Source organism: Sulfitobacter sp. F26204 (genome assembly GCF_026410305.1).
GTDB lineage: Bacteria > Pseudomonadota > Alphaproteobacteria > Rhodobacterales > Rhodobacteraceae > Sulfitobacter.
In genome coordinates this window covers 100,923-127,289 of record NZ_JAPMLQ010000009.1, presented here as the reverse complement: position 1 = coordinate 127,289, position 26,367 = coordinate 100,923, and the positions used below count along the sequence as shown (strand labels likewise).

Here is a 26,367-nt window from a genome sequence, read left to right as displayed (position 1 = left end):
GCGCTCCATGGAGAAACTCCCTGATAATCCATCCATTAGAGCTGAATCTCAGATCAGGCGATCACAAGGAAGGTGGGGGCGGCGCATCGCTTACGGTGTCTCTTCGCCGCCAATCGATTCATGATCGCGGCAAGTATGCCCAAATCACTCCAGCGCTTCCATAGGTTACACAAAGTTTTCGGCTGGCTATAGACGGAAGGGGGCGTCGCACGAATGTAACCCATTGCGATTGAAAAATAAAATACCACTCATAAGCTCTCCGACTTTGAGAGTCCTGAATCATGCCAGAGTTCAACATCAAGCCAATTAATGGGTCTTGAGCCAAATTAGTCGTTTCGCCTTTAGAATGGCGTGAAACTTCATCCTAAAACTCAGGTACCCTAAATTTGCAGGCGCTATACTTGGTAATTATAAAATTAAGGCGAGACGCTTTTTTCCGGAGTCCTGAATTTTCTCCAGCATGGAGCGAAGTCCTTGCGGAGACTAGTCCAAAATAAGCATAAGGTTTATGCGAACTAGGCATTGGACCCACATCCACAATTCGACCTAGTTTTCCGCTAACTTCCAGAGTCAGAAACGATACGGGTTTACCACTTACCCGCTCAATAACCATTGTACGTATCTCGCTCAGAAGTAAATTACAGGGGAATTCGGAACATGATAAATAAACAGTTACTCGCCACAGCATTTGTTGCAGGGATCGGCATGTGCGAATGTGCCGCAGCACAAGGAGATATGACATCTCTACTGGCATTCGATCGCACAATTGTGACCACTCTTGATGCAAAGCTAGCATTTGAACATATACGGTATCTAAGCCAGGAGATTGGATCGCGACCGTCAGGAACGACCGCCGAACGCCGCGCAGCAGAATATCTAGCGGACTACTATGAGAAAATTGGTCTAGAAGTCACAATTCAACCATACGCTGCCTATGATTTAAGCATCGGCAATATTACTGTTCATGGTGCACATAACTTCTTTGGCAAAGGCGATTCCGGTTTCGCGGAATATCATGGTATGGTTTGGGAAACCGGTGCAGCTCCGAATGGTGCCTTTACAGGTGACGCTGGCATTACAGCGCAGGTCATTAACGTGGGGATTGGCGCAGCTGGCGCATTTGATGAAACGGCCAAAGGCAATATTGCCTTGATGGAAAAAAGCCCAGATATCACGCAAGACGAGCAGGTTACCAATGCGAAGAATGCTGGCGCAGCGGCGGTGATCATCTATAATAACCTGGGTACCAAAGGGAACCTCGGTGGCACATTTTTTCCCGATATCGAAGCTGTAGATATTCCTGTCATCGGCGCCGCAAAAGCTCACGGTTTGTGGCTAATTGAGATGCTTGAATCGGGTCCAGTCAGCGTTGAGCTGCAGAACTGGTTTCTAGATGACACGACGTCACAAAATGTGATTGCGACAAAGAGAGGAGCAAATTCCGATGTCCCAATAGTCGCTATATTGGCGCACTATGACACGAAACTTGGCGCACCCGGCGCTTGGGATAATGCATCAGGCACTTCTGTGGTGATGGAAATTGCCCGCGTCCTAAAGCGGTATAACACAGAACACGTAGAATTGCGCTTTATTGGTATGGGTTCTGAAGAATACGGTGGTCATGCCGGCGCGACCTATTACACTCAAAACCTTTCTAAAAGTGAACTGGCGCGTTTTGCAGGGGCGATTAACATTGATGGTATCGGAGTAAACCACGAAGCATCGAAAAAACTATTTGCCCGCAGCGCAGATGGCATGATCAACGGCCTGATGCAGAGCGCCATGGCTTCGGCGGTACGGTTGGGTTTTCCAGATTTATTGCTGGGAAAGTCGACATTTAGTGACCATGAACAGTTTCATGAGGTAGGGATTCCTGCTGTAATGTTTACGACACTCGCCGCTGAAGGTGGCAGCGGACACTACCATTCAGGCGCATATAATTTAACCCCTTACTACCATTCGCCACAGGATACATTCGAAGAAAACGTACTTATTGAACGGTTAGAGATCGATCTTAATATGATCGCAGCATCAGTATACGACTATATTCGAAAGCTCGAAGATGTGCCAACTTCGCGTAAATAATAAGTTCGAGTGTTAGTTTTTATCATGGATAAATCGAGGCACTACACAAGCTTGTAGTGCCTCGGTTTTCACTTTGAAGTGCCAAATTCAAAAAAATCGCAGCGTTTTGAAATCAAATTTTATCAGCACTAATTATCACTGTATACTACGTGCGCCTTAATGCGCTGCAACTTAATGTCATAAAATCCATAAGGTTCCGCCGCTTGGAGCATTTTCCAGAACCGATCCATCCATTCTTCATCATCTTTTTTTTCCGATAGCTCTAGTACAGTATCTGCATTCAACCAAAAATGATTTTCCTCCGTCTCGATCGCCATGGTTATTACACGATCTGGCCATCGTGCCTTCGGCAGTTCACTGCGGATACTAAAGGCCTTAAAGTTGTCTATATCTTGCAGCGATACCCTGCCAGATTTCGAAATTTTCACATACATTAGCGATCGTCCTTTTGCTATTCTCGTGTTTTGTCATCTGAATTTGCCCGGCATTCCAGAAACTTAACTTGGGCAAATCTCTTATAGTGGTTTATTATCATTCACTATCCTGCTAGCCTTAGCCCATGAAATTACGTGCTCTGAAATATTTCCAAACGGTCGCCGAATGCGGAAGTTTTAGTCGTGGTTCGGAGCTGTTGCGTATCTCGCAACCTGCTGTCAGCCGCACCATTCGGGATCTTGAAGATGAGCTGCAATGCAGACTTTTTACGCGCAGCAGCGGTGGCGTAATTCTGACTGAACAAGGGCGTACACTGCTTAGCCGATCGCAAATGGTTTTGCATGATGTAGAAAGAATTAAGAATGACATCATTGGCGGCACAGGTGGCCCGAGCGGTATTGTTACAATTGCCATTCCGCCCGCTGTAGGTCATTTGCTGGTCCCAGCGCTGGCTCATCTGTTGAATGAAACCGCGCCAAATATTTCTCTCAGGGTTCTTGGCGGCTTCAGTTCTTATATCAAAGAGCTTTTGGTAAAGGGGCAGGTCGATCTTGCGTGCACCCATGATCCAGTTTTGCAACGTGGATTTTCCGTAATGGCAATGCTGGAGGAAGAAGTTTTCATTGTCGGAAAATCTGGCAGTTTTGAATTCGATGACGCATCTATTACGCCCGAACGATTGTCGCAATTGCCTCTTGTTTTGCCCGCGCGGCCAAATTCGTCGCGACGTTTCTTGGATCGCTGGGCCGAACCGGCCGGCTTGCAATTGGACCCTGATGTTGAAGTTGATGATCATATGATAACACGTGGCTTGCTCGAAGCCGGGGTAGGATTTGCTCCGTTGACCAAAGGCGCAGTCAATCGTGAACTTTCCGCGGGAACTCTCGAAGCGCGACCATTGCAACCACGTGCATATTGGCCGCTGACTTTGATGACCTGTATCAGCCAGTCGCGCTCAGAGGCTGTGGACCATGTTGCCGAAGCCTTGCAAACAATCGTGGCCAAAAGGCTAGAAGACGGTACCTGGATTGGTGCACGTTCAAACAACGATTAGGTCTCGGGGAAATTTTGAAAGCACCTCGGGGCCATCATTTGTAATCAATACATTTTCAATAATGCGTGCGCCGGTCTTTTCTTCACCAATAAAAACAGGTGGCTCAACTGTAATGACCATTCCTGCCTGCAAGGTATATGTGCACCCACCAAACATGCTGAGCGGTTCACCCCAAGATGGGGCAAAACCCGGTGCCAGCCCATAACCTGACGTATGCACGCGATATTTGTCCAGACCGGCATCGGCGATTATCGCCTTAGCTTTTTCATGCGGTCGGACTGCTGGGGTATCAGGGAGCATTTCAGCAATCGCTGCCTCGCAAGCCGCTTTTACAACGGCAAATATCTCAGCATCGCGCGCTGATGGCGCGCCCAAGGAAAACTGCCGGCCGATGGTTGACGTATAGCGTTTATATGTGGCGCCATACTCAACATTGCCAAAATCACCTGCCATCATCCGGCGCTCGGTCGGGGCACCGTGGCTAAAAGCGGTACGTTCACCTGAAACCAAATTCAGGGTGCTCGCGGCCTGGCCACTACCATTACGCATCAGGCAATGCTGAATACCGCCCGCCAACTCCAATTCAGTCCGACCAATGGCCAGCTCACTCTGAAAATTGTACATGGCATCGTCCGCCATTTTGGCGGCCTCGCGAATATACGAAATCTCGCGATCCGATTTAACCAACTTTAGATCGGGTACTAAGTTCGTGAATTCCCCGGCCAGTGCATCCCCTAGAATGTTTTGTACTTTCACGTAATGATGAGGGTGCAGATAATAGGCTGGTACCTCAATCCCAACCTTGGTCCGGTCCAGTCCGAAACGCCGCACGACACGTGCGAAAACCTCAAGCGGGTCCTGCGGCTCACAACCACCCCAGGGTTCTAATTCGTCAAAAATTGCTTCGGCCTTGGCTTCTGCCTCTTCCGATTGGCGCATAATCAGCACCATCGGCTGACCATCTTTGGGTACCAACAGACATTGAAATGCCTGATAGCTTTTCCCCTCCCATCCCGTCAGCCAATGGATGGATACGGGATGAAACAGCACAATCCAATCCAACCCCGCGGCACTGATCGCATCTTGAACTGCAAAACGTCTGCGAAGAAATTCGTCAAATGTGAAATCCCATTTTGCCATTAATCATTTACCTCCTGCCCGCGAGCGACTGCAACCGAACGACGCGCTGCTGTCGCTAACATCACCAGATCTGGCGTAGTGGAAACAAAATCAAATCCTGCAGAAATACGTGCGCGGGCTGCTTCACCCGAGCCACAGAAAATCCCCACGCGTTTATCTGCAGCTTTGGCCATCGCCAGAATGTCATTAATTGCCTCAATGACCATAGGATCATCGGATTCCGGCACTGGCATTGAGCCTAGTGACATCGCCAAATCTGCAGGACCAATAAACACACCGTCCAGCCCTTCAACAGACAGAATATCAGCAAGATTATCCAAACCGCGACGGGTCTCTATCATTGCTAAGCTGACTATGGTGTCGCTTGCCCGCGCAACATAATCTGGTCCATATCGCAATACTGGGCGGCGCGGGCCAAAAGAACGCTGTCCCATTGGTGGGTAATGCATCGCATTTGCCAGCGCCTGCGCTTGTGCGCGGGTCTCGATCATTGGGGCAATAATGCCATAGGCCCCCGCATCCAATAGCCGCATGATGTCGCCCGGATCATTCCACTGCACCCGCACAAATGGCTCTGCGCCTTTGCTTTCGATTGCGGCTAACATGCTTATCGTCGCAGCGAAATCGGTGACGGAATGTTGAAGATCCAATACGATGGCATCATAGCCGCACGAGGCGAGCGTTTCAGCCTGCAAAGCACTGCTGGTTTGCATCCACCCAGCCACAGCGGGCTCAGAATTGTTCCATAGTTTGCGTACGTGGTTCATATTTGATCAGCTCCATCAGGCAATTTCAAGGAGTTACACGCCGCTACGATCGCATTGCATGCACGGGTCAGATCATCATCATCGACGGCAAATGACAGGCGGATATATGGTGAACAGCCAAATTCAACGCCCGGCACGGTCGCCACATGGGCCTGATCCAACAGGAAATCCGACATCTGGCTATCGGTCTTAATCACGCGCCCATCCGCTGTGCTTAATCCCAGACATTTGTGAATATCGGCAAAGATATAAAAAGCGCCCCCAAGGGGACACACCCCAAGCCGCGTGCATTTTGACAAAATTTGAATGGCGGTGTCGCGCCGCCGTTTCAAGACCTGCCGATTGACCTGCAAATCAGATTGGTCCCCTTCCATGGCTTCAACTGCAGCAAATTGCGCTATCATGTTTGATGATCCGGCAGCCTGTGATTGCACGCGCGCCATAGCACCAATTAACCACGCTGGACCCGCCGCAAAACCGACTCGCCATCCTGTCATAGAGTAGGCTTTGGATGCGCCGTTCACCAAAAGGATCCGGTCTTTCAAATCAGGAAGCGCTGACGCAAACGACACAAACTCTGCGCCATCATAGGTAAGGTGTTCATAGATTTCATCTGATAGCACCATGACATCCGGGTGTTGCGCCAGCAGATCGCCGATTTGTCGCAACAGCGCACAAGGATAGACGGCACCGGTCGGATTGTTCGGGCTATTCAGCAGCACCCATTTTGTGCGCGGCGTCAGCGCGGCGGCAATGTCGCGAATATCAGGCAGAAACCCGTCTTCCTGTTTCGCGGTCACCACAACCGGGGTACCGCCGTGGTAGGTCACCATATCGGCATAGGATACCCAATAAGGCGCGATCAAAACCACCTCGTCCCCGACGTCGATCGTGGCTGCGAGTGCGTTGAATATAGCCTGTTTGCACCCAGACACGACACCGATCTGGTTCAGGTCATAGGCAAGCTTGTTATCGCGCAGCAATTTGGTTTGCACCGCCTGTTTAACACGCTGGTGGCCGTCAGGTGCCGTATAGCGCGTATGACCCTTCTTTGCCGCCTCATGGGCCGCATCTACGATGCGCATAGGGGTTGGGGTATCCGGCTCACCCACCGACAGATTGACAACATCAATTCCATCGGCGCGCATCTCCCCAGCCCGTTGTGACATCGCGATCGTTGGTGAAACCTTGAGTGCCCGAGCGCGTTTGCTCAAAAACTCTCCTCGTGGTGCCTGCGACGCAGTCGCAAGCACCATTGAACCCGTGTTCGTCTTGTGCATTTTTCAATCCAATTGTGCGTAGATGAATGGCCGCGTCGGGCCATTCATTGATGTTGCAAGCTCAGAATTATGAGTCGCGAATATCCTGTGATTTGGTCCAGAACACCGTACGTCGTTCAATGAATTTAAGCGTCGAATGCATCGTTAGACCCATTAGCGACAAGAGCACAAACAAGGCAAAGGCCGCCGCGATATCCAGCGAATAATTTGCCTGCAAGATGCGAAATCCGACACCTTTGGTCGCGCCAACAAATTCGCCCACGATCGCGCCAATGACAGATAGTACAATTGCCGTATTCAGCCCCGCAAAGACAAAGGGCATCGCATTTGGAAAGCGAAGATGGCGAAATATCTGCCAACGTGTCGCCGAGAGCGCCGCCAGCAAATCCAGCCTCTCGTCGTCAACAGCCCGCAGACCCGCAATAACGTTCACCAGCACAGGAAACAGACAGACCAATCCGACAATGATAACTTTTGACGATATGCCAAAACCAAACCAAACAACGAGCAAGGGCGCAATCGCGACCTTGGGCACGGTCTGCAGAGCGACTACGTAAGGGTACACGATACGCTCCATCAGCGGAAAAATCACGATAATGGTGCCTAGAGCTATCCCTAGAAAACTGCCGAGTATGAAACCAAATACAGCCTCAAATGCGGTCACGCCAAGGTCGATAAAATACACCCCGCTGGCGATCCCATGGTAAAACGCTTTACCGACTGCACTGGGGGCCGGGAAGATATAGCCCGGTACTTCCATTACGTGTACCACGGTTTCCCAGAAGATCAGCAGACCGATGAACACCACGGTGGGCAACAAAGAATACCGCAGGCCGGACGCACATTTTTCACGAAAATTGGGCGCAACATAGGCGGGGACGGTTTCATTACCAGTTTGATTGAGCGTCATTTTGCCCTCCTTCAGTGCCGCTGCCCAAAAGCGCGCGGATTTCTTTGACGTAGTCACCAAAATTGTTCGATACCATGTCATCAAGCGTGCGCGGACGCGGCATATCAATGTCGAATGTCTTTAATATTCGGCCCGGGCGCGCAGACATGACCACAACGCGATCAGCGAGAAAAACAGCCTCTGGGATCGAGTGCGTAATAAAGATGATGGTCTTTCCACTGGCCTGCCAAATTCGTTGCACCTCGACGTTCATTTGCTCGCGCGTCATGGCGTCCAAAGCGCCAAACGGTTCGTCCATCATGAGGATCGGGGCGTCATAGGCCAAGGCGCGTGCGATAGCAGCGCGTTGTTGCATGCCGCCCGATAGTTCATTTGGATAGGCATCTTCAAAACCACCCAGCCCTACCAACGCCAGCAGGTCACGGGCTGTTGCTTCGGTTTTTGTCCGGTCAAGTTTTAGGATGTCCGTGGGCAACATCACGTTCTCAAAAACGGTGCGCCACGGCAGCAACACAGGATTTTGAAACACGATACCAACATCCGCCCGCGGCCCTGATACAGGCTCGCCCAGAATACTGATCCTACCATTAGTCGGGGCGCGCAAGCCGGCCACAAGTTTCATCAGGGTGCTTTTCCCACATCCCGATGGGCCCACAACGGAAATGAATTCGCCCTCTTTGACATTCAGGTCAATTCCATTCAGGGCGTGTACTGCATGTCCTGCCCGTGAAAAAACCATATCAACGCCATCAATCACAAGCGCGGGGCTGTTGGATGTGGGCTGATCTTGCTCCGGTATTACTGACAATCTCGTCATTATTTATTCCAGTGGTTGATTGTTGCGGCTGCAAGAGCCGAAGTCTGCGATTTGTGCCTGACTGAGGCCAGCGCTCAACACACTAGCCTCAAAAATTGGTATCACTCGCGAGAAGCGGCAAGCTCAAGCGCGTGACTCAGGTCAACTGGGTTCAGCATGTCAATCAACTCTGATGTATAGAGCGTCGCATTATCAACCCGTTCCGACATCAGCTTGGCGTCGATCAACGCATCTTGCATCCCAGTCCATGCTTCATCGTCCATTGCTCCCCATTGAATAGAGTCATCAGTGTGATCTTTCCACAGTTTGGCTGTGGACGACAAAACATGCATCGCATCTTTCAGCGCCTTTTCTTCTTCAGCGCCTTGGCTACGGCCAAATAGTTCCCAGAACTCTTCGACAGTTGCTTTTGGGTTTGCCTGTGCAAAGGCGCTTGACTGCGCGACACCACGCAGGATCGCCGCTGCCTGATCTTTGTTGTCAGCCAACCAGTCGGTGTTAACCGCGATTACCGCACTAGGTGTATCCTTACTGAAGTACCGGAACTCATAGCCCAGTGTTTCGATCAAAGCGTGCTGCGCGCGGAACAGAGACAGCGCCTGTACGCGTCCGGTGCGCAATGCTGCTGCCGCTTGGGCACCGTTACCCACGGGGATCAGGCCGACTGCTTTGTTTGGGTCCAATCCGGCTTCGGTCAGCACGGCCTTAAGCTTTGGGATCGCGCCACTTGCGAGGTTAGCAACCCCGATACTTTGACCTTCCAGATCCTTCACGGTTTTGATGTCGCTTTCCGTGGGAACAACGATTTCATAGATGTTGCCGCGATCCTGCAGATAGGCCGCTTTGATTGGCAGATCCGGGTTGTTTGCCTTGGCAAGGATAAGCGCATCCATGCCGACATAGCCCATTTGAACCTGATTGGTCGCCAGCAATTGCAGTGTCGCCGAAGACCCGGCAGCCGTACCAAACTCTACCTTTACGCCTTCCTTTTCATAGAATCCCAGTGGATTCCCCAAAAACAGAAAGCCATGATAGGCATTCACAGTTGAGGAAGCCCCCCACAGGCGGACAGGCGTGTCTTCATCAGCAATAGCTGCTGAACTCGCGGCGGCCACGGCCACGGCGGCGATAATATTCTTGATCAGTGATAGTTTCACAATTGGCTCTCCCTTGACAGTTTTGGGCAGTCTTCGCACCAACTTATTGAACCGTCTTGCGCGCTGTCCCTGCCCCTATGGGGTCTCTATTTCTGTCCAAATTGCAATTGAAACACCGCATCACTCACAATCTTAGTTCATTCGTCTATCTCTTTGGTTCTCACTGTAACATTGCTCTAAAAATCTGGGGATTCATGAACCAGCATGGAACGTTTCGCTAAGAGATTTTGAAGGCAGTGCGAACCCCGCAATGCTTTTGTAACATGATTCCCCATTCCTGCCGGCAAACTTTCACTCCAGTTATATTAGATATGCCTTTTATGCCTTGGACGTAGGCACAAATCCGGTGCCAGTTTGTGCAAAGATGCGAAAAAAATGAATGTGATCTGGGATCCTGTGCAATGACTTACGAAACTGCCCTTAAACATGCGGATGTGACGAAACCCAAGATATTGGGCATTGGCGGGACCCCGAATGCGAATTCCGGCACCGAAAAGGCGCTGGCGACCGCACTAGGCGCCGCACGCGAATCTGGGGCCGAAACCACGATGATTGCAGGCCCTGATCTGGTCTTGCCCATGTATCAATATGTGCAGGGCGATCGCGGGGCAAAAGAAATGCGAGTGGTCAATGCCATGCGCGCATGTGACGGGATTATCATAGCATCGCCATCATATCACGGATCAATTTCCGGACTAATGAAAAATGTGCTCGATTACACTGAGGATCTGCGCGAGGACGAGCGGGTATACTTTGATGGGCTTGCCGTGGGTGTTATTGCCTGTGCTGGCGGGTGGCAGGCTGCCGTTCAGACTATTTCAGCTATGCGCAGCATCGCGCATGCCTTGCGCGGGTGGCCAACACCGCTTGCTGCCTCCCTGAACACATCGGCAAATCTGTTCGATACGGATGGCAACTGCACCGATATGGCGGCGCGCTTTCAACTGGAAACTGTTGGGCGGCAGGTCGTCGAATTTGCACAGCTGCGTCAAAGTTCACTAGCCGCATAAGTAAAAGCGAGAAAAACAGAATGTACTTACGTATCTACTGGGGAAAGATTGAACCTGCGTCATGGGATCTGATTGAACAGCGTTATGGCAGCCTGATGGACCTTGAAACCAAAGGATTGCTGGGACGGTTTGTCACCCAAGACACAAATGATCCCGAAAGCCTGTTTACAGTCACTATCTGGCGCAGCATGCAGGATCTGAAAGAATGGGAAGAGTCACCAGAATACAGGGACGTCTTTCAAAAGGCCGTTGCGCCATATTTGATGGGGTCACATTCAGTATCCTTATGCGAGGTAAAGCAACATGACATTCGCGGGTTAATTGCGCAGGCCTAGATATCTTCTTGACTCACATGCACAGTAGTTATGATTGCGAAACAAGCGATGCGCGTTTGGCGCATCGCTTGATGTATGGCCTGATCGTCCCGCGTCCGATCGCCTGGGTGTCAACACGCGCACGCAACGGCCGTGACAATCTCGCGCCATTCAGTTTTTTCAACGCGGTGTCTGGCACACCGCCGATCCTGATGTTTGCGATTTCTCGTCCGGCAGAAGGCGAAGCCATATCGCACAAAGACACCCTAGCCAATATTCTTGAAACTCAGGTATTTGTCGTCAATATCGTATCTCCTGGTGCGGCGTCCCAAATGGCATCAACCGCAGAACGTGTTGCGGCCAATGTCGATGAATTTTCCCATGCGGGGGTTACCAAATCTCCAGCAGATAAGATGCTGGTCAGCCGTGTCGCGGATGCGCAGGCCAATTTGGAATGCGTGCTGCACCATCACTGTGACATCGGTGAGGCCACAGCAGTGTTTGGCCGCGTGGTCATGGCGCATGTGGCGCCGGGACTGACAAATGATGGATATATCAACACCGAAAAACTGAACCCAATCGCACGCATCGCTGGAAACGGATACGCCAGCGTAACGCCCGTTTCAAAGCAAAGCACGTCATGAATACAACCGAAATTTTAGCCCAGCTGATTGCCTTTCCTACAGTATCGGACCAGCCAAATCTGGACTTGATAGATTTCGTATCTGACTATCTTGCGGGTCATGGCGTGCGCGCGCATCTTGTGCCCGACGCGACGGGCAAGAAGAAAAATCTGTTTGCCACCATTGGCCCCAACTGCGCCGGTGGGGTTGTGCTGTCGGGGCATGTTGACGTGGTTCCAGCTGCGCGCCCTGGCTGGGCAAGCGACCCGTTTAAATTGCGAAACAAGGAAGGTCGGCTTTATGGGCGCGGTAGCTGTGATATGAAGGGGTTTGTTGCCTCGATCCTCGCTGCGGTTCCCGCCTTTTGTGCTGCTAAGTTCAGCCGGCCGGTGCATATCGCCCTAAGCTATGACGAAGAAGTAGGCTGTCTTGGTGTACCATCTTTGATCGACGCAATGGCGCAGAAAATCGCCACCCCCAGTGCGGTAATCGTTGGGGAACCCACCAGTATGCAACTGGTCGCCGGGCATAAGGAATCGTTGTCATTCTTCACCAAGGTACACGGGTATACCGGGCATTCCAGCAGAATTGATCAAGGTGTCAGCGCGGTAATGACCGCCGCGCGGCTGATAACCTGGCTCGAGGATCGGATGTTATCAAACGCCGGGCGCGCCACGCTTAACACGGAATTTCTCCCCCCCTACACGACCCTGCATTGCGGGATGGTCAAAGGCGGTATCGCCGCAAACGTTATTGCGCAGGATTGCGATTTTGTCACCGACATCAGAGCGTTGCCAGACGACGGCGCCGAGACCCACAAGGCAGATTACCTACGTTTCATCCGCGATAATGTTGAACCTAAGATGCATGCGATTGCTCCGGATGCCGGTGTCGAGGTATCGCACCGCAGCCATGTTTTGGGGCTGTCCGAAAACACCAACACCGTCGCGCAAAAGTTGATAAATCGCCTGCTGCCCGGCGTGACGTCGGGCGTTGTATCCTACGGTACCGAAGCGGGGTTCTTTGCCCGCCAAGGATGGTCTACCGTGGTTTGTGGGCCAGGGGATATTGCGCAGGCTCATTGCGCCAACGAATATATCGAGGCCGACCAGCTCAGACAATGTGACCAGTTCATGCTGGCGCTCGCAACCGAGTTGACCCAATAGCCTAACACATCGGCAAAGGCCCATCGGTCTTGAGCGTCTTTATGGAGAATGTGCTGCGCAAATCCAGTACACTGTCCATTTCTGCAATATGCTCCAGCGCAATTTCTGAATAATGTTCCATGTCTCGTGCCACAATTTCAACTAACAGATCAAATTCTCCGCTGACAACATGACAGGCCAATACTTCCGGTATTTTCAGTACCTCGTCAGCCACCGACGTGCGGCTCGAATTGCGGCTGCGTTTGATCCCCAGAAACGCGCGTATGGCATACCCCAGTTGATTGGGATCAAGAACAGTTTTGTAACGTTGAATATAACCTGCTTCCTCCAACAGCCTGACGCGCCGCAAGCAGGGTGTGGGCGACAAGTTAACCCGACGCGCGATTTCCTTATTTGCGATACGGGCGTCAGCCTGTAGCAGATGTAATATCGCCCGGTCTATACGATCCAGCTTACGCCTGCCGTCAGGTCCACCAGCGTCTTTGTCAAATAATCTAACGACGGGTTCAGGGTTAGCCATGTTAAAGTCTCCCTTGGATGACGTCATGCGGGTACTTGGTCAGCACCTCGGCACCGCTGTCTGTGATCATAACATTGTCGACCAGACGCACACCCATGTTCAGATCTGTCGAAAACAAATTGGGGCAGATCGATATCTGCATCCCCGATTTTAGTTCGGCGCTATTGGCAGAACTGATATGAAACGCTTCTCCGGTAGCGGGGGGAAAAGCCGTTGCCATGGCATAGCCCATCGTATGCACGCGGTGCGGGGCAAACCCCGAACGGACCAAAGCCTCTTCAGCAGCAGTAAATACTTCGCAAGCCGGGACACCCGGAGCACAAGTCGCAATCGCCGCCTGCAGTGCTTGGGCGACGCAAGCATGGGCATCCGCCAATTCTGTTGAAACCGGACCTAGGCAAAATTGCCGCCCGATAGACACCGGGTAGCCACGATAAGGGATCGCATATTCTGCATTGCCAATATCACCCTGTTCAACAGCGCGCGCGCCGGGTGCACCATGGCAAAACAGCCCCCGCGCCCCCGCAGACAAATTGATGGGGCTGGCCGGCACTTCGCCCCCTGCCGTTGTCGCGGCTTGATAAATCCCTCCGGTCAGTGCCAGTTCGCTTTGCCCTACACTCAACACTTCTTGCAGACGGCCCATTGAAACGGTAGCAATCTGGGCCGCTTTGCGGATGAAGGTTATCTCTGCCTCTGATTTAATTAAACGCAGCCCATCCAAAAGCGCTGAAGCATCGGCCATGGGCGACCCACTTGCCCGCGCCAATGCTTCATACATCGGTGCGCCCAGATAGGCATTCGGGCGCTCGATCGCGACTGATTTTCCCGTCAGACCCAGTTTCGCGAACAGATCACCAAAAACCGCACCGGGATCGGGCTTGTCTGTGTCACCCCAATAATGAAAGCCATCCGCAAGCGCCTCGGCCTCTATCTCCAGCTTTTCAGATACCCGGGCAAGATAGACAGGCGGCGCGCCCTTGGACGAAAAAAACAGACATTGAAACGCCTGGTAGCTTTTTGCGCGGCAGCCCGTTAGCCAGTGAATTGACCTTGGATTGATCACTATCAACCACTCAATGCCCGCGGCGCGCATCGCCTCGCCGGCCATGGCGCGGCGATTGGCAAATTCCTCTGGTGTAAAGTCAAGCCGCGACATCAGGATTGAAACTTCGGAATGACCTTTTCACCAATCAGTTCGATTGAGCGCATCACCTGATCATGTGTGGTAAAACCGGCCTGCATGAAAAAGATCATTTGATCGATGCCGGTGCTGCCCCATTTTTCAACCTGCCTGCAAATCGTATCGGGATTGCCGCCAATGGCCATGCCCTGTTCGATCATATCATCGTCAGAAAGCTTGCTGATGTTGGCACGAATTTGTTCCACCCCGCCCTGAGCGGTCGCGAAACGCATATGATTCAACTCTGCGTCATTGTCCCCATAATACCAACGTGCGGCATCACAAGCTAACTTACGCCCAGTCGCATCGTCGTCATGACAACAGGCTATACCAAACACCGCTGCCTGATTGTTGGCGTAACGTCCTATTAACGTGCTGTCATCGGCGCTCGCTGCCGCCGCCCTGTATTTGTCTACCGCCGCTTTGGTTTCTTCGATGCTGTTTCGTGTAACACCGATGACCCCGAAACCCTGCTGGCCCGCAAATTCATAAGTACCGAGGTTCGTCGCTGCGATCCACAAGGGAGGATGCGGATCCTGTATCGGGCGTGGCAGAATCTCTCTTGCCGCCAGATTATAGTACTCGCCTTTGTAACCGGGGAATTTTGGCGCATCATACATCTTCAGAATGGCCTCCAGCGATTCTGCGCCGCGCCCACGCCCTTCTGCGGGATCAAACCCCAGCCCTTCAACGATATAAGGCGTCGTGCCCCGCCCCGAACCAAACTCAACGCGACCATTGGAAAGCACGTCCAGGCAAGCCACCCTTTCGGCCACATTGATCGGATTGTGAATCGGCAACACCACAACACCCAGCCCCATGCGCAACGTCTTTGTCCTTTGCGACAGCGCGGCCAGAAACATGTCTGATGCCGCTGCATGGCCGATTTCAGCGAGAAAATGCTGTTCGGTTATCCAGAAATATTCAAACCCGGCAGCCTCTGCGGCAACGCCCTGATCTAGCCCGTTCCAATAGGCCTCGCGCTCGCTCGTTTCATGCCAAGGACGGGGAATTTGGATCTGTGTCATCGTGCCGAATTTCATAGTCGCCTCATTGTCTAAGCCGCGCAAACATTTGTCAGCGCTGGCCTTTCTCGGACAACGATATTCGGTCGTGCTACCGCACGTCTAAGACATAAAGCGTATATATATTATGCATGTTGTGCATAGCATGCTGGCAGCCTACCGATAGGCATTCGCTGGCGCTAAACGGCACGGTCCAAAATTTATCTCCTTGTCTGAGCAATTTTGAGGAGAGCTTCTTCTGAGTGACATCGTATCTATCAAGCGAAATGAGTTACGGCACTGTGGCGCGCCTGCTGCACATGGCCCGCCGAAGACCATGTACAAGCGCTGAAAGCGTTGGAGCGATTTGAGATTTCGCACAGGTCATAAGTCAGTTGGTGGAAGAAACAGCTGATAATATCGCTATCTCAATCCACGCCACCTAATGCTGAACGCATCGTGCAGTCACAAATTTGAGATCTAAAAAGGGGAACACGATCCTGCACCCCGGGGCGCCAGTCTCATAACAAAGCTGCTCGATAAGAAAGCATCGCTTTAGGCGTCGCGAACGTATCGAGCAAATGTTCGGTAGGTTCAAAGATTGAGGATTGGTCTCAACCTATTATAAGACATGCTTTAGTGCTTTTCTCTCAGCCAATACTCTCGTCACGACCACCAAAACTTTTGAAGCGTGACCATTGCAAGAAAAGAGTGCTCTTAAACCGCGAATACTTGGCGATATATTGAAACCAAGCTCACATTTTGCAATCTTTAGCATAGGCATCACCGTACTTTTCAAGAACTGGGCCAATCAGGCGATTGGTATAGATATCCCCTTCCTTTATGACCTCCCGAACATAGATCGTCTGAATGGGGTGATGATTTGGACCAAAGGCAAAATCGCCACGCGTAGAGGCGAATTTCGCTGCGCGAAGTGCTTCGCGAAATGCATCAGCATCAGAAACCTCGGCAACATCGAGCGCACTCAAAATCAGGTTCGCCGTGTCAAACCCTTGACTGGATTGAAGCGATGGCAAGCGCCCATATTTTCCCTGATAGGATTCAACAAAGGCTTTGTTTGCGTCGTTATCCAGATCTTTGTTCCATTGCGACGTATTCTTGACGCCAAGTGCTGCGTCACCAACTGCTTGAAGGATGTTTTGATCGAACGAAAACGCAGGGCCCACCAAAGGCAAATCTACCCCTGATCCCGCATATTGTTTGAGAAAAGATATTCCCATGCCGCCGGGCAGAAAGAAAAAGACGCTGTCTGCGCCCGATGCGCGTATCTGTGCGATTTCTGCGGCATAATCGGTTTGGCCAAGTTTGGTATAAATCTCTCCCGCAACCTCGCCTTTGTACATGCGTTTGAAGCCATTGAGGGCATCCTGGCCTGCAGGGTAGTTTGGCGCCATAATTATGGTTTTGACGTGTCCTGCATCATTGGCATACGCGCCCGCTGCTTCGTGCAGGTTGTCATTTTGCCACGCCACATTAAAATAATTCTCATGACAGCCTTTACCGGCCAATGCTGACGGGCCCGCATTGGGTGACAGGTAAATCACCCCCCGAGCTGTTGCTCCCGGCACAACTGCCATAGCAAGGTTTGACCAGATAATCCCTGTCAGGATATCCACTTTTTCCGACTGGATCATCCTGTCTAATAATTGCACAGCGATGTCAGGCTTTCGTTGATCATCCTCAATCACCACTTCGACATCAGTGCGCCCAGATTGTTCAATCGCAAGCATGAAGCCGTCGCGCACATCAGTGCCAAGTCCGGCCCCTCCGCCTGATAATGTGGTAATCATCCCTATTTTAGTTTCGGCAATCGCAGGGAGCGCGGATACCGCCAGCCCAGCTGCCAATGTGACAATTGTTGTAAGTTTCATTTTTCTCTCCCTATTTATTTGAGTTGTCAGACCTGATCGTTGCCATCCCATGTCAGTTTCGTAAGCACATCATCAACAGGCGTGCCGACCATACGGGCAAAGCTGTTTGAAAGCGCCTTCATCGCAATGCCAATCAGCACTTCGATGGACTGTTGCTGGGTAAAACCAGCGTCCAGAAACCTTTGCTTGGAATCGTCGCTCAGCTTGCCGCGCGTTTCCAGCAATTCCTCCGTAAAACTGCGCAATGTTTCCAGCCTGGCATCCTCAATGGGTTTGCCATCCCGGATCGCCGTAATTGTATCCTTGTCGAGCTTGGCCATACGGGCCGCCGATGTATGCGCAGGCACGCAATAGGCGCAGCCGTTGCGCACACTGGCGGTCAACAGGATCAATTGCTGTTCCGCCGGGGAAAAACTGGTCTTGCGCAAGGTATCGGACAGGTCCAGATAGGCATCCAGTACCGCAGGGGCGTTAGCCATCTGGCGATAAAGGTTTGGCAAAAACCCACCCAAGCTGTCGCTGACCGCTTGCAAACGGTCCTTCGCACCATTCGGTGCGGTTTGTGGTGTGTGCAGTTCAAAGGTCACTATTTTTCCTCTCTGTTGATGATTGCAGCACGCAATGCGCTGCGGATAACTTTACGTGTGGGTGTCATGGGTAGATCGGCCAAAATCTCAAGCCGTTCAGGCCATTTGAATTTCGCAATCCCGGCAGCGTTCAATGCCTCGGTCACTTGGGCGAGCGTCAGCTTGGTGTTCGGCCCTAAACACACGCACAAACAGCCCCTTTCGCCCAAAGTCGCATCCGGTACAGGCACGACAGCGCAATTGGTGACCTGCGCCAGCCCCATCGCAATGTCTTCGACCTCAATTGGGTTGTATTTCACGCCGCCGCGATTGATCAGTTCCTTGGTGCGCCCGGTGATGCGCACGAAACCGTCCGCGTCGATCACTGCCAGATCACCCGTGGCAAACCAACCCCCTGCCACGAAGCTGGCCGAGGTTTCCTGCGGGCGGTTGAGGTATCCGCCAAACAGGGACGGGCCGCGCACCTGTAATGCCCCTTCTTGTCCGGGGGGCAGTGGGGTTGCGCTGTCATCCAGAACCCGTAATTCTGTGTGCGGCGCGGCGCGCCCACAGCTACCAGTTCTTGTGTGCACGGGGTCATCGGGGCGCCCATAACAGCCCGCCTGCAACTCGCTCATGCCCCACAATTGAACGACAGTGCCCTTGGGCATCTTGTCGTCCACCGCCTTGGCTAGGGCTGGTGGCACCGCTGAGCCGGACAGACACAGCAATTGCACGTTGTCCAAGGCACCGGCATCAAGCGCATCTGTGGCAACAGCGCCGGCGAAATGCGCAGGTGCCGCGTAGATATGGCTGGGCTTATTGGTTTCTATGTCACTTACAACCCTGTCGGGGTGAAACGCCGGGACAAGTACCTGTGTCGCTCCGGCCGCAAGCGCCATATGCAATGTGAACAGCCCATATAAATGCGACATCGGGGCCAGCGACATCACCCGCGCATCTGCGCCGATCTGCATTTCTCGGGCCGCGCTGCGCGCGTTGTTCAGAAAGTTGGCATAGACATGCGGCACACCTTTCGGCCCCGCCGTGGTGCCAGAGGTATATAACAGCAAATAGTGATCAGCAGCCGTCGAGGCGTGCATATCCCGCGCCTGCGCTGACGTTGTTGCAAGGTCTTCATAGGCCGCGCAGCCATCAAGGGTACGGCCCAGTGTTATAACATGCGCAAGCGCGGGCAGATCTTGCGCTACCTGCATTACGTCCTCGGCCCGGCTATCAGATGCGCCATGTGTCACAATCACTGCCTTGGCCCCTGAATCCGCCAAAAGCGTGCGCAGTTCGCTGCTGCGATAAGGCATGTGCAACGTCTGAAATATACCGCCCCGCGCCGTCACCGCCAGAAAACAGATGACGAAATCGCGCGTGTTGGGCAGTTGCACCCCAACCGTATCACCCGGACCAATACCAAGCCGTGCCAACCCCGATGCCAACCGGCCGACCTCGTCCGACAACGCCTTATAGCTTAGCGGCCCGCCTGCCCCGTCTAATGCCAATGCATCGGGGGTATTCGAGGCGTGGTGGTGCAACCATTGTGACAGGGTTTGATTGTCGGATATTTGCACGGTGAATCCTCCTGATAAAGCGGATGACTTATGAATTGGAGTGGCGGCCCGGCGCGGCCTTGCGTTGAAGCTCGATCATCCGTTCGCGCGATTTCTCTGCTTCGCGGAAGGCCTGAACAGCGCCGCTTACATATTGTTTGGGCCACATGGGTTCATTGCGCGCCCCGTACCATGCAGCGGCCTGATGGGTGAAATAGGGGTTCCACATATGCGGGCGACCCAGTGCAACCAAATCGGCGCGGCGCGTGTGTAGAATGGTATTCACCTGAGCCGCTTCGGTGATCGCGCCCACCGCCATAGTCGCCATGCCCGTCAGATTGCGCACGGCCTCGGCCAGATGGGCCTGAAACATGCGACCATAGACCGGTTCCTGATCGGCAACGGTCTGGCCCGCCGATACGTCGATCAGATCACAACCGGCGCTTTCGAACGCACGCGCAATCGCAACCAGATCTTCTTCAATCAGTCCGCCGTCCTTCCAATCTGTGCCCGACAAGCGCACCGACATGGGGCGATCATCGGGCCATTCAGCGCGCATCGCGTCAAACACCTCGAGCGGAAAACGCAGACGGTTTTCAACGCTGCCGCCGTATTCATCGTTGCGCAGGTTTGTCAGCGGCGACAGGAAGGACGCCAGCAAATACCCATGCGCACAATGCAGTTCCAACAGATCAAATCCCGCGCGCGCGGCGCGCACGGTGCCCTGAACAAACTCGGCCTTGATCCGGTCCATCCCGGCCCGATCAAGGGGGGCAGGCACGGCGCTTTCACCTTCAAACCATGGCTGGGCAGAGGCCGATACCAAGGGCCAGTTGTGCGCAGTCTCTGCGATCGGGTGGTCCATCTTTTCCCAGCCCAGCTGGGTCGATCCCTTGCGACCGGCATGGCCCAACTGCATCGCCACCTTGGCGCCGGTATGGGTATGGATGAAATCGACGATGTCTTTCCACTGGGCCTCATGGGTATCGGTCCACATGCCCGGGCACCCTTGGGTGATACGGGCATCAGCGGCAGGGCAAGTCATTTCGGTAAATATCAGCCCCATGCCGCCCGTCGCATGGCTGCAATAATGTATCTTGTGCCAATCGGTCAGGTTGCCATCGCTGTCAGCGCTGTATTGTGCCATAGGTGACATCACAACCCGGTTCGCCAGCGTCATGCCCCGCAGTGAAAACTGGGAAAACATCGGCGTAGGTCGCGATTTGCGCAGGTCTTCACCGGTTTGTGCAAGGAGGCGATCATACCATTCATCATCCACCTTCCGCACGAATTCCGGATCGCGCACAATCAGATTGTCATAGGTGATCGATTTCGCGCGGCACATCACCACCATCGCAAATTGATAGGGGTCCATATCCCAGGACCGGTCCATATGTTCAAACCATGCCAGCGATACATCAGCATTGTGCTGCGTGATCTGGCAGGGCGTGCGGCGCGCAGTATCATAGGCCTGAAAAGCCGCCTGCACGTCCGTTTCACCCTGCTCGACCAAGGCATCTGAAAGAGCGATGGCACATTCCATTGCCAGTTTGGTCCCCGACCCGATCGAAAAATGGGCGCTCGCCTTGGCGTCCCCCAGAATAACGATGTTGTCCGTGTACCAGTTTTCGCAGAAAACGCGCGGGAACTGCCGCCAGTTCGAACGATTTAGCAACAGAGAGTGCCCCTGCAGTTCGCTGCTGAATATTTCCTCCAACTTGGCGCGGCTGTCTTCTTCATCGGTTTCGCGAAATTCAAGACCCGCCCAGGTATCCTCGCTCATCTCAAACACCCAAGTCGAATGATCTTTGTCGTATTGATAACAATGCGCCACGACGGGGCCGTGATTGGTTTCTGTAAAGAAATAGTTGAATTCGCCCATGGGTCGTGTGGATCCCATCCAGCAAAACCTGTTGCTCCGCAGCTTATTGCTGGGCTGAAAAGCATCCTTGTGATATTCGCGAATGGCCGAGTTGATCCCGTCTCCAGCAACAATTACGTCGCTGTCAGCAAATCGGGTTTTCAGGTTTGCCGGATCAATTGTGACACCAAAATGCATTCTCACACCCACATCGGCGCACCGTTGTTGCAGCAGGCGCAATAGCGTGTGGCGCGACATGCCGCAAAAGCCGTTGCCGCCGGCGCGCATCTCATGGCCTTTGAAATGCACGGCGACATCCTGCCAATAGGCAAATTGGTCGCGCATCAACTCAAACAGCGGTTTGTCCCGATTCAGAAATTCATCAAGCGTATCGTCAGAAAAAACGACCCCGAAACCAAAGGTGTCATCCGCCTGATTCTGCTCGTAAACGTCAATGTCCCAATCGGGTTTTGCCTTTTTGGTTAAAAGAGCCGTGTACAGCCCCCCCGGCCCGCCTCCGACTATCGAAATGCGCATACAACCTCCCAGAATCACATCATAGTGTGCTTTATATGTGCTATAACACATATTACGATTATGAGTCGCAAGTCCTTTCTTGTTGTGCTAGTCACACGATCAAGATGAAACAGGAGCTGACATTGATGCCCGCACATATCGCTTTTCATACGCCCCATGCAGACTGGCTTGATCAGATAGACCCGCCAGAGCAGATGATAGTGCTGGCGGCTCGGCAGATGCAGGATACGATGAACGCGGTGCTACGCCGACATGCGCTTAAGATAGTTGAATGGCGCATCTTGCGCTGTCTTATCGCGGATGAAATTTTGACGATATGTGATTTGTCCGACCTTGCAGCGGTTGATCGCACCGTCACCAGCCGCCTTGTCGATAAACTGGCGGAACGTGGCTTGTTGCACAAAAACGCACTAAAAACCGATCGTCGTTTTGCACAGATTTCTCTGTCACAAGCCGGACGCCAATTGCTGGAGGCCGCAGAACCGGACGTGCAGAAAGCCCGCCAAAAACTTTTCAAAGACATGTCGTCAGATGAGGTTAGCGAGATGAACACCACGCTGCAAAAATTCATAACCAACGCTAAATTGAGATGATAAAATTAGGGGATTGCCAACTTATTTTCGCTTGATTGAGATGAGTGAGATCCTTGCCGGTCAAGTGGCCATTTCGGCAGCATAGTCTTCCCGGAGGCCGAAAGCGTCGGCTCTGGCGTGGCAGTATGAGATTGCGGAAAGGCGGTAACGGCGGGGTCTGAAAATCGTATTGATCTGGTCATGAGCGGAAAGGAAGCGCTGCGCCTGCCTTGGCGATTTGAACCTGCCCATGAGCTTCTCTCGCTTTCGGGTCGGCCGGTGCGATCCCTCGATCCTGTTGTCACTGTGCCTTTATTTCTTGGACGCTGATGTTTTGGCAGAGTTTTGGACGAGTCTTGTGCCCTTAATTACTGGATATCCACAGGTCGTTGTCTAGCAGATTGAAGGATACTTTCGGCGTACCTGAGCAGTTCGACGCGGTCCGCATTTGCACCGAGTTGTATGATCGCCAACTTTGCCGCTGCGAGATATTCGGGCTGAGGCGAAGCGCTGATATACGTGGGGTGTCGCTTTGGTTGTCCTTTGAGATTGTCTCCGCTCCAGACTCTGAGATTCCGTAGGTCGCCGGCAAGGCTTGCCAATCGATCCACCAGTTTCCGTCTATGTGGGAAGGCAGCACGGAATCTGCGTTCCAGGGTGGGATCGTTCTTCATCAACAACGCAATCGCTAGCAAAGGCCGGGTCATTCCGATGTCGATGGTAGCGAGGGCTTTGAAGCGATCTATTCGGTTCTGGGAAAAGAGCGCGCCGTGACGGAGTTCCGGCGCGAGCACACCTGAGGCTTGCAGCGTCAAATCCATCCGTCGACCAGCATGCCGGTCCCCGTGCCGATTAGCGAGCCTCAGCCATTTCGCTCCCTTTTTGGCGCGGGGTGCGGAGCCGAGTGGGCAGGTGCACAAAAGCGGCTGGATCACGGCGCACTGGCGACAGCTCGGACCCGCAGACTTCGCATTGCAGAGACCACGCGTAGCGCCAATGGCGCAGAGATATCCCGGATACCTTATGAGTGCACGCGGGACAGTGCTGAAAATCCGACCACGAAATGCACTCGACCGCGAATTCAGCCCGACGCTGGAGCAACATGCTGCCGAGCTGCAATGGCGGCAGACGTAACGTTGCGCAGAAACCGTCGATCTCTATGCCCGCCAAATCTGATTGCGTTTCCGGCGGACGTTCTTGACCAGTCTCCAGATATTGGCAGAGCTCTGGCACTGAACAAAAGTTAGCGTCTGCCAGACGGGCGATCCAGCTTGACAGCAGTTCGTCCTGATAAGGTGCCGGACGCCTCGGCAGAGGTTTGCGGTTCAAAATGCCGGTTGCGGTTGGTTCCGAACCGTCCAGCTGTGCTTGGCCCAGATTGGCTGCCAGGATTGAACAGCGTCATCCGTGATCCGCTCTTCGCCGGTTTCAATCGCGTCGATGGAGAGCGCCTTGATCATCGTGAATACACGGGACGTGATGCCGCCAGTAATAGCGAGGATGGTGCGCAGTGACTGAACACTTAGACCGGACCCGCGCTCCAACTGCATTGCCGCGATCAGAGTCTGGACCAGCCGGGAAAACTCAACATCATCATCTCAGAGTGGCAGAAAATGTTCGTCTAGCCGGCGCGCAAGTTGCTCGTCACCGCGAACGGCCTCAGCAGCTTCGTTGACACCAAAGACGACGAGCGAGGCGCATAGATCATTGGAAAGGAAGCGCAGCATGTTCAGGAACCGGCGTTGCTCCCGATAGCTTCCGGCAAGGAGATTGTGGACCTCGTCGATCATGATCATCTTCAGAACCATGCCGCGCAAATGGCTGAGAGCCCGCACCTCCAGTTCGGAGATGGTGTGACGGCCCCACATCGGCGCGCCTATCGACGCCAGGATATGTTGATAGAACCGCCGCTCATCCGGTGCAGGCGGCGCCTGTAGAAGTAGGATCGGCGTGCGCGTCACCCCGAGATCTGAGCGATAGTTGCTCGGATAAAGACTTTCCATCCGCTTAGCGATCATGGTCTTGCCGAATGCCGGAGCTGCCATAAACCATGAGGCCCGGCATTCTGGACTGCCGAGGCATTTCCATCAGGGATGTCAATCTGTTGAGAACAATGGTTGCGCGGTCAAAGGCGATCCAACGATCGCTGCGAATGAGATCAAGTCTTTCGTCGAGGTCCATCAAAGTCATCTACCGGGTAAGTTGGAAGGTTGGGGTTGCTTGTATCAATTGCGAACATCTCTCGGGACGGATCCCGCTTCGGCTTGTCGTTCGGCAGGCGTGCTTTGCGTTCTTCGTCCAGGCGCGCCGCAAGCGTCCGTTGCCGCGCCGCATGGGCGATGCGCCGCTGTTCTTCAATGATCCCGAACAGAATTGCCTCCGATATCCTCCCGCCGTGGCGTTCATGGAAGACCGCGCTGGCGCGCCGAGACTCCCATAGAGATACCTTGGGACGCGATAGGTCTTTGTAGCGTGCGGCGATCGTACGGCCCTCGTCCGTGACCACCCATATCCGCGACATATCTCGCGGGTGTACTTGACCGTAACCTTCCGTGCCCTGCGACCGACCATGGGCGCGAAGGCGTCGCTCCAATAGCCGATAGAAAACAGGTTGATCCCAGTCCTGCCAAGTTGGCGGCGTTCTGACGGAAGGAAACTGATCCGAAAGGCATCTGTATCCACAACCTGGCGGCCAGCATCGTCGCCCCCAAGATCGGCCCAAGCGGCAAGCGGGGTACGCCGCAATCCGCTGTGGCGTGTATTATGATACCGACAAATCTCGAGATTCAGCCATTCCATGAACTCATCCAGCGTCATTGAGGCCTTGGCAGCGCTGTCATACTCGCCCTTGTCTTTTGGCGAAGATTGCGTCGTTCCCGGCAATACATGCACAGCCCCCATGGTCGTGCCGATCAACCGCTCGATATGTCCGCCAAAATGCACCCGGCCCGGCGGCCGGTACTTGATCGAGATGCCCCATTCCGTACAGGCCGATCGGAAGGCATCGCTGCGAAAATCCCGCCCGTTATCGACATGGATGGCCTGTGGAATACCAGCCGTCGGCCAATAGAGTTGCTCAAGCGAACTAGGTGTCCGGATAGACTTTGGCCACACGCAGTGGTCAAGGCAAAAGCAAATGGACAAGACGGATGGCGCGTCGAAAGTGACATAGGCGCCCAGGACCACACGGGTCGCGACGTCGATCGCGAGCGTCAGCCATGGTCGTGCTAGAGGTTTGCGTTCAACCTGGTCAACTAGAACAATATCCGCCAACGTGTGATCGATCTGGACGACTTCCAGTGGCTGTTCCACCTCCAACCTCCCGGCCCTCGCTTCGAAAACCTGTTTGGCGGCCTTCGCCCCTTTACGCTTCCGCAACACCTCGCGCTGATCCATGGCATCAAGGCGGGCCTTGATCGTACGGCGGGTTGGGCGGCGAAACCCCCGGGCCCCGCACTCCGACTGGATCTCGCCCACAATCCGGAGGAAACTGGGTGGCTCAAGCACCAAATAGTATTGGCGCAAAACGCGCTCAATGATGGCCTCAACCTCTCGACCCAAACGACGTGACCCGCGTTTCGGGCCACGCCGCTTAGGGAGCAATGCGCTCGACCGCCCATCGTTTTGCTTCAATCGTCGATAATACTCCCAAGCAGAACTACGAGAAACACCCATCTCTTCCGCCGCAGCCAACAACATCGGACCCACGTCGTGGCCGGTCCGACCCAGCTCAAGGATCGGGCGCAAGATCTCGCCCCGCTCAATTGCGAGCGCCCGATCTTCAGAGTTCTCTGTTTCCTTTGCCAAACGCCGCCGCCGATCCAACTTATCCACAATACGAACCGTCCGGGAATTAAAGGCGCAGTCCAGAAATTAAGGATACAATCCAGGAAATAACAGCACAACCACAAA

Annotated in this window: 27 protein-coding genes and 1 pseudogene; 7 read left to right on the top strand and 21 right to left on the bottom strand. The window is 53.4% G+C overall.

Going from position 1 to position 26,367, the window contains the following annotated elements:
• Window positions 1-657 precede the first annotated feature (657 nt).
• Window positions 658-2,085 carry a M28 family peptidase gene (locus OS190_RS18005; protein ID WP_267160096.1) on the top strand — a complete coding sequence of 476 codons (1,428 nt, stop codon included), beginning with the start codon at window positions 658-660 and terminating at the stop codon, window positions 2,083-2,085.
• A 128-nt stretch (window positions 2,086-2,213) separates the two neighbouring features.
• Here OS190_RS18005 and OS190_RS18000 read toward each other — a convergent pair whose 3' ends face one another.
• On the bottom strand, window positions 2,214-2,519 hold the full coding sequence (locus OS190_RS18000) for a hypothetical protein (protein ID WP_267160095.1): 306 nt from the start codon (window positions 2,517-2,519) through the stop codon (window positions 2,214-2,216).
• Between the two features lie 125 nt (window positions 2,520-2,644).
• Here OS190_RS18000 and OS190_RS17995 point away from each other — a divergent pair, with 125 nt between their 5' ends.
• Window positions 2,645-3,574: a LysR family transcriptional regulator gene (locus OS190_RS17995; RefSeq protein WP_323370736.1), complete on the top strand. Its 930-nt coding sequence runs from the start codon at window positions 2,645-2,647 to the stop codon at window positions 3,572-3,574.
• Here the strand turns inward: OS190_RS17995 and OS190_RS17990 are convergent.
• The 6 genes from OS190_RS17990 to OS190_RS17965 form a co-directional block, all read right to left on the bottom strand.
• The gene (locus tag OS190_RS17990) at window positions 3,560-4,714 is read right to left on the bottom strand and encodes a M24 family metallopeptidase (RefSeq protein WP_267160094.1); all 1,155 of its coding nucleotides are present in this window, start codon (window positions 4,712-4,714) and stop codon (window positions 3,560-3,562) included. The two genes, OS190_RS17995 and OS190_RS17990, sit on opposite strands and share 15 nt — an antisense overlap.
• Window positions 4,714-5,481, bottom strand: coding sequence for an HpcH/HpaI aldolase family protein (locus tag OS190_RS17985; RefSeq protein WP_267160093.1), 768 nt, complete (start codon window positions 5,479-5,481; stop codon window positions 4,714-4,716). Before OS190_RS17985 ends, OS190_RS17990 begins: the two co-directional genes overlap by 1 nt.
• Window positions 5,478-6,761 carry a pyridoxal phosphate-dependent aminotransferase gene (locus tag OS190_RS17980; RefSeq protein ID WP_267160092.1) on the bottom strand — a complete coding sequence of 428 codons (1,284 nt, stop codon included), beginning with the start codon at window positions 6,759-6,761 and terminating at the stop codon, window positions 5,478-5,480. The genes OS190_RS17985 and OS190_RS17980 overlap by 4 nt, the downstream gene beginning before the upstream one ends.
• A 67-nt stretch (window positions 6,762-6,828) precedes the next feature.
• Window positions 6,829-7,671 carry an ABC transporter permease gene (locus OS190_RS17975; RefSeq protein WP_267160091.1) on the bottom strand — a complete coding sequence of 281 codons (843 nt, stop codon included), beginning with the start codon at window positions 7,669-7,671 and terminating at the stop codon, window positions 6,829-6,831.
• Complete coding sequence (locus OS190_RS17970) at window positions 7,649-8,488, bottom strand: ABC transporter ATP-binding protein (protein WP_267160090.1); 840 nt, start codon at window positions 8,486-8,488, stop codon at window positions 7,649-7,651. The genes OS190_RS17975 and OS190_RS17970 overlap by 23 nt, the downstream gene beginning before the upstream one ends.
• Window positions 8,489-8,589: 101 nt before the next feature.
• On the bottom strand, window positions 8,590-9,645 hold the full coding sequence (locus OS190_RS17965; protein ID WP_267160089.1) for an ABC transporter substrate-binding protein: 1,056 nt from the start codon (window positions 9,643-9,645) through the stop codon (window positions 8,590-8,592).
• A gap of 401 nt (window positions 9,646-10,046) precedes the next feature.
• Between OS190_RS17965 and OS190_RS17960 the strand changes: the two genes are divergently transcribed.
• The 4 genes from OS190_RS17960 to argE are packed head-to-tail and all read left to right on the top strand — an operon-like array spanning window position 10,047 to window position 12,758.
• Entirely contained in the window at window positions 10,047-10,655 is a 609-nt protein-coding gene (locus OS190_RS17960) for an NADPH-dependent FMN reductase (RefSeq protein WP_267160088.1), read from the top strand.
• A gap of 20 nt (window positions 10,656-10,675) precedes the next feature.
• Window positions 10,676-10,990 carry an antibiotic biosynthesis monooxygenase family protein gene (locus tag OS190_RS17955; RefSeq protein WP_267160087.1) on the top strand — a complete coding sequence of 105 codons (315 nt, stop codon included), beginning with the start codon at window positions 10,676-10,678 and terminating at the stop codon, window positions 10,988-10,990.
• A 17-nt stretch (window positions 10,991-11,007) separates the two neighbouring features.
• A complete protein-coding gene (locus OS190_RS17950; protein ID WP_267160086.1) occupies window positions 11,008-11,613 on the top strand; it encodes a flavin reductase family protein in 606 nt (201 codons plus the stop codon).
• Window positions 11,610-12,758 carry an acetylornithine deacetylase gene (argE, locus tag OS190_RS17945; RefSeq protein WP_267160085.1) on the top strand — a complete coding sequence of 383 codons (1,149 nt, stop codon included), beginning with the start codon at window positions 11,610-11,612 and terminating at the stop codon, window positions 12,756-12,758. Before OS190_RS17950 ends, argE begins: the two co-directional genes overlap by 4 nt.
• A gap of 1 nt (window position 12,759) precedes the next feature.
• Here the strand turns inward: argE and OS190_RS17940 are convergent, their stop codons facing one another.
• The 7 genes from OS190_RS17940 to OS190_RS17910 all read right to left on the bottom strand — a co-directional run bounded on the left by OS190_RS17940 (window position 12,760) and on the right by OS190_RS17910 (window position 21,883).
• Complete coding sequence (locus tag OS190_RS17940; protein WP_267160084.1) at window positions 12,760-13,278, bottom strand: Lrp/AsnC family transcriptional regulator; 519 nt, start codon at window positions 13,276-13,278, stop codon at window positions 12,760-12,762.
• Window position 13,279: 1 nt separating this feature from the next.
• On the bottom strand, window positions 13,280-14,437 hold the full coding sequence (locus OS190_RS17935; RefSeq protein WP_267160083.1) for a M24 family metallopeptidase: 1,158 nt from the start codon (window positions 14,435-14,437) through the stop codon (window positions 13,280-13,282).
• Window positions 14,437-15,504 carry an LLM class flavin-dependent oxidoreductase gene (locus OS190_RS17930; protein WP_267160082.1) on the bottom strand — a complete coding sequence of 356 codons (1,068 nt, stop codon included), beginning with the start codon at window positions 15,502-15,504 and terminating at the stop codon, window positions 14,437-14,439. Before OS190_RS17930 ends, OS190_RS17935 begins: the two co-directional genes overlap by 1 nt.
• 716 nt (window positions 15,505-16,220) lie before the next feature.
• The gene (locus OS190_RS17925; protein ID WP_267160101.1) at window positions 16,221-17,357 is read right to left on the bottom strand and encodes an ABC transporter substrate-binding protein; all 1,137 of its coding nucleotides are present in this window, start codon (window positions 17,355-17,357) and stop codon (window positions 16,221-16,223) included.
• 26 nt (window positions 17,358-17,383) lie between these two features.
• Window positions 17,384-17,944 (bottom strand): carboxymuconolactone decarboxylase family protein, encoded by a 561-nt coding sequence (locus tag OS190_RS17920; protein WP_267160081.1) that lies wholly within the window; start codon window positions 17,942-17,944, stop codon window positions 17,384-17,386.
• Window positions 17,944-19,506 (bottom strand): class I adenylate-forming enzyme family protein, encoded by a 1,563-nt coding sequence (locus OS190_RS17915; RefSeq protein ID WP_267160080.1) that lies wholly within the window; start codon window positions 19,504-19,506, stop codon window positions 17,944-17,946. Before OS190_RS17915 ends, OS190_RS17920 begins: the two co-directional genes overlap by 1 nt.
• A 28-nt stretch (window positions 19,507-19,534) precedes the next feature.
• Entirely contained in the window at window positions 19,535-21,883 is a 2,349-nt protein-coding gene (locus OS190_RS17910) for an oxidoreductase (RefSeq protein ID WP_267160079.1), read from the bottom strand.
• 125 nt (window positions 21,884-22,008) lie between these two features.
• On the opposite strand from OS190_RS17910, the gene OS190_RS17905 reads away from it, so the two are divergent.
• Window positions 22,009-22,476 carry a MarR family winged helix-turn-helix transcriptional regulator gene (locus OS190_RS17905; RefSeq protein ID WP_267160078.1) on the top strand — a complete coding sequence of 156 codons (468 nt, stop codon included), beginning with the start codon at window positions 22,009-22,011 and terminating at the stop codon, window positions 22,474-22,476.
• A gap of 60 nt (window positions 22,477-22,536) precedes the next feature.
• Here OS190_RS17905 and OS190_RS17900 read toward each other — a convergent pair.
• From OS190_RS17900 to OS190_RS17875, 7 genes and pseudogenes are all read right to left on the bottom strand, one after another.
• A pseudogene (locus OS190_RS17900) lies at window positions 22,537-22,758 on the bottom strand (IS6 family transposase); the annotation flags it as partial.
• 65 nt (window positions 22,759-22,823) lie between these two features.
• Window positions 22,824-23,276, bottom strand: a complete 453-nt coding sequence (locus OS190_RS17895; protein WP_267160077.1) for a hypothetical protein — start codon at window positions 23,274-23,276, stop codon at window positions 22,824-22,826.
• Between the two features lie 31 nt (window positions 23,277-23,307).
• A complete protein-coding gene (locus OS190_RS20605) occupies window positions 23,308-23,784 on the bottom strand; it encodes a TniQ family protein (protein WP_416237423.1) in 477 nt (158 codons plus the stop codon).
• Window positions 23,781-24,005, bottom strand: a complete 225-nt coding sequence (locus OS190_RS17890) for a hypothetical protein (RefSeq protein ID WP_267160076.1) — start codon at window positions 24,003-24,005, stop codon at window positions 23,781-23,783. Before OS190_RS17890 ends, OS190_RS20605 begins: the two co-directional genes overlap by 4 nt.
• Before the next feature lie 48 nt (window positions 24,006-24,053).
• Window positions 24,054-24,500 (bottom strand): TniB family NTP-binding protein, encoded by a 447-nt coding sequence (locus OS190_RS17885; protein WP_267160075.1) that lies wholly within the window; start codon window positions 24,498-24,500, stop codon window positions 24,054-24,056.
• Complete coding sequence (locus OS190_RS17880) at window positions 24,463-24,636, bottom strand: TniB family NTP-binding protein (RefSeq protein WP_267160074.1); 174 nt, start codon at window positions 24,634-24,636, stop codon at window positions 24,463-24,465. The genes OS190_RS17885 and OS190_RS17880 overlap by 38 nt, the downstream gene beginning before the upstream one ends.
• Window positions 24,637-24,645: 9 nt before the next feature.
• The gene (locus OS190_RS17875) at window positions 24,646-26,289 is read right to left on the bottom strand and encodes a TnsB C-terminal domain-containing protein (RefSeq protein ID WP_267160073.1); all 1,644 of its coding nucleotides are present in this window, start codon (window positions 26,287-26,289) and stop codon (window positions 24,646-24,648) included.
• Between the last annotated feature and the right edge of the window lie 78 nt (window positions 26,290-26,367).